The sequence below is a fragment of the Mesotoga sp. genome (assembly GCF_035363035.1).
Classification (GTDB): domain Bacteria; phylum Thermotogota; class Thermotogae; order Petrotogales; family Kosmotogaceae; genus Mesotoga.
The window spans coordinates 1-3,064 of sequence record NZ_DAOSEH010000148.1 but is presented as its reverse complement, the minus strand read 5'-3'; the positions used below and the strand labels follow the sequence as shown (position 1 = coordinate 3,064).

Below are 3,064 nucleotides of genomic sequence, written 5' to 3'. Positions count from 1 at the left end.
CGTACGAGAAGTACAACCATATCGACGAGATCCTGCCGGCCATGGGTTACGGCGAAAAACAGATGAAAGAACTGGAAGAGACCATAAACAAGGCCGACGTAGATCTGGTCATCATCGGCACGCCGATAGATCTCAGAAGAGTCATAGATATAAACAAGCCGGCCGTGAGGATAGGCTACGAACTTCAGGAAATAGGCAAGCCGGATCTGGAAGAGATCATAGACGAATTCCTCAAGAAACACAAAATCTGAACGGATTTAACCGAAGGGACCGGGTGAAACCGGTCCCTTTTTTTCTCAACGCCGTCCCGCCGGCTCCTCGTTATATCTAGAGTTGAACGACCTTCGTGAGATTCTGCGGTCTATCGGGATCGAGACTCTTAGCGATCGCCCGTTCGACGCCGAGCAACTGGAGAGGTATAGCTCTGAGGAACCAGTCGCCGAAGTCTTCGCCGCCGTACCGTGTGGCTATGTTCGCGAACCCTTCGACTTTCCCGCCGGATATTATCACCGGTCGGCCGCCGAGCCTTTCTATCTCTCCGGCCATCGCCAGCTCCTCGCTCAGGGACTTTCCATTTGTAGAAACGACCGCCAGAGTGCCCTTTCTGACTTTAGATTTCGGTCCGTGTCTGTATTCTAATGTCTGGTAAGAGTCGGCCTCGGTGAGAGACATCTCCGTCACCTTTATTATCCCCTCCATAGAGGCGGCGAAGTACTCGGCGTATCCCAGAAAGACGAAGTGATCTAGGTCCGCTATCGCAAAAGTCTCCAGACAGTTCAGCGAGTCGTCAAGAGTTGCACGGGAGGACGCTGGGATGTTGTTCAGGTAATCGTCAAGACTCCCGGGGGCGAACAGCTCTCTGGCAAGGGCGCTCACGAAGAAGGCCATGGACGTGAAGGATTTCGTCATCACTATCGCCGTCTCTTCTATGAAGTCCAGCACGACTGGAAGATCGGCCATTTCGATCATTTTGCTTCCCGGCTGGCAGGTGAGGGCGGCCGTCCGCACGCCGTCCCGGTGGGCCTTCTCGAGGGCGAGAAGCGTTTCGGTGGAAGTTCCGGACCTCGAAAGTCCTATAAGCAGATCTCCCTCCGATGGTCCGGCCAGACCGAGCATTATCTCCGAACCGCTGTAATAGGACGACCTGATTCTCCTCTTCGAGAGCCTTTCCAGCTGCTTCGCACAGCCCATGGCGAGAAAATACGACGTTCCGCAGCCGACAAAATCGATGCTCGCCGGCCCACTCTTCCCGATGAAATCGACCAGAGGCCGCGAGAGACTGCGGTACCTTCTTGAGAGAATTCCATGCTTTTGCGGCTGCTCGAGTATCTCATTCCTGGTTATCATTCGACGCCTCCTCGGTATCGTCATTCAATAACAATAATAACCCGCGAACGCTTATTTCATCATAAGAGCCGTTGTGAGTGGTGAGTAAAAACACGAGAGAAAGAGCGTCGAGAGTTCGCTTCGCTCAAGAGAAGGCGAGAGCGAAAATAGTGACTGACGGGCTCCTCGCGTCTTTCCCATTTTTCGCGTCCTCTCTCTTTCTCTCTTCTCTCTCTCCTCCTCTCGCTCTTACGAAGGAGGGCTCCTCACGCACGCTCTAGATTATCCCCTCCTGGTGCAACTTTTCGATTTCATAGCTCTCCATTCCCAGCAAGTTCTTCAGTATCTCTTCGTTGTGTTCTCCGATCTTTGGGGCCGGACCTCCTGTATTTGCAGGCGTTTCCGAGAATTTCAAGGGAGTGCCGGCCATACCGATCTTTCTCTCCCCAACAGGCAGGTTCACTATCATCTCTCTGGCGATCACCTGGGGGTTTTCGAAGAGGTCGGCTATGTTGCAGATTCTTCCGGAGGGGATTCCTTCCCTTTCGAATATTCTTAGCCACTCATCTAGGGATTTTCCACGGAGTTTTTCGTTGATTATCTCCGTCAGTTCATCGACGTTTTCGGCTCTGTTCGTGTTTTTCGAAAAACGTTCATCCTTCTCGCACTCTTCTATCGATAGCACACGGCAGAAGGTTTTCCACAACTGGTCGTTGCCAACGCCTATGTTTATCTTTCCGTCCAGACATTCGAAAGTTCCGAAGGGGGCGATCGATGCATGCCGGTTTCCCACGGGCCGGGGAACCTCGCCCGTCACAGAGTAGCGGAGAATGGCGTTCTCCAGCACCGATATCATACAGTCGAGCATCGCCACATCTATATACTGCCCCCTGCCGGTTTCTCGCCTGTTGTTGAGGGCGGCCGTTATGGCTAGGGCGGTGAAGATGCCACAGAGTATGTCGGCTATCGAGCTGCCGACCTTACTCTGGTTTTCCACGTCCGGACCGGTGATGCTCATCATGCCGCTCATTCCCTGAATGACTATGTCGTAAGCCGTCCTGTCCTTCAGGGGTCCGGTGTGGCCGAAGCCCGAACTGCTGGCATATATGAGAACGGGGTTTTTCTCTTTGAATCTCTCGTATCTCAGACCGAGTCTTTCCATAGTTCCCGGCCTGAAGTTCTCCACCAGTACGTCGGACCTGGCAGCCAGCTCCAGCAGTATCTCTCTGCCCCTGGCCCTTTTGAGGTTGAGCGTGATGCCTTTTTTGCCCCTGTTGATACTCATGAAATAGGCGCTCTCGCCGTTCACCATCGGGCCGAAGCCCCTCGAATCGTCTCCGGTTACAGGTCTCTCCACTTTTATGACCGTCGCGCCAAGGTCGCACAGAAGCATGGTGCAGAAGGGCCCCGCGAGAACTCTCGTGAGGTCCAGTACTTTTATACCTGACAGCGGACCGCTCAAGCACCATCACCTCTCTGCAGCAGCTCCAGAAGATATTCGAGCTGGAGTATGCCCCTCTCTATTCCTTTCTTTGAGATCCATTCCTCCCTGCTGTGAGTCTTTCCGCCTTCGCAGACCCCGACAGTTACGGCCGCCAGTCCCATCGAGAGCGGAAGGCTGGCGTTGGTCGCGGCCGGGCGGATCTGACTTTCGATGCCCAGCCGACGGTGCACCTCCCTGGCATACCCGATCAATTCGTGGTCTTCCCTGAGGCTTACAGGGTCTCGCGAGCTGATG

2 protein-coding genes and 2 pseudogenes are annotated in these 3,064 nt (G+C 54.1%); 1 reads left to right on the top strand and 3 read right to left on the bottom strand.

What is annotated here, in order from left to right:
* Positions 1-251, top strand: a pseudogene (locus PKX57_RS11775) (GTPase); the annotation flags it as partial.
* Positions 252-327: 76 nt separating this feature from the next.
* Here PKX57_RS11775 and PKX57_RS11770 read toward each other — a convergent pair.
* From PKX57_RS11770 to PKX57_RS11760, 3 genes and pseudogenes are all read right to left on the bottom strand, one after another.
* Positions 328-1,347, bottom strand: a complete 1,020-nt coding sequence (locus tag PKX57_RS11770; RefSeq protein ID WP_472414905.1) for an SIS domain-containing protein — start codon at positions 1,345-1,347, stop codon at positions 328-330.
* Between the two features lie 256 nt (positions 1,348-1,603).
* Positions 1,604-2,788, bottom strand: coding sequence for a CaiB/BaiF CoA transferase family protein (locus PKX57_RS11765; protein ID WP_472417503.1), 1,185 nt, complete (start codon positions 2,786-2,788; stop codon positions 1,604-1,606).
* Positions 2,785-3,064, bottom strand: a pseudogene (locus PKX57_RS11760) (hypothetical protein); the annotation flags it as partial. The gene PKX57_RS11765 and the pseudogene PKX57_RS11760, both read right to left, overlap by 4 nt.

Excerpts from the sequence above, each read along its gene's own strand:
- PKX57_RS11770 (WP_472414905.1), bottom strand. The coding sequence starts at position 1,347 with ATGATAACCAGGAATGAGATACTCGAGCAGCCGCAAAAGCATGGAATT.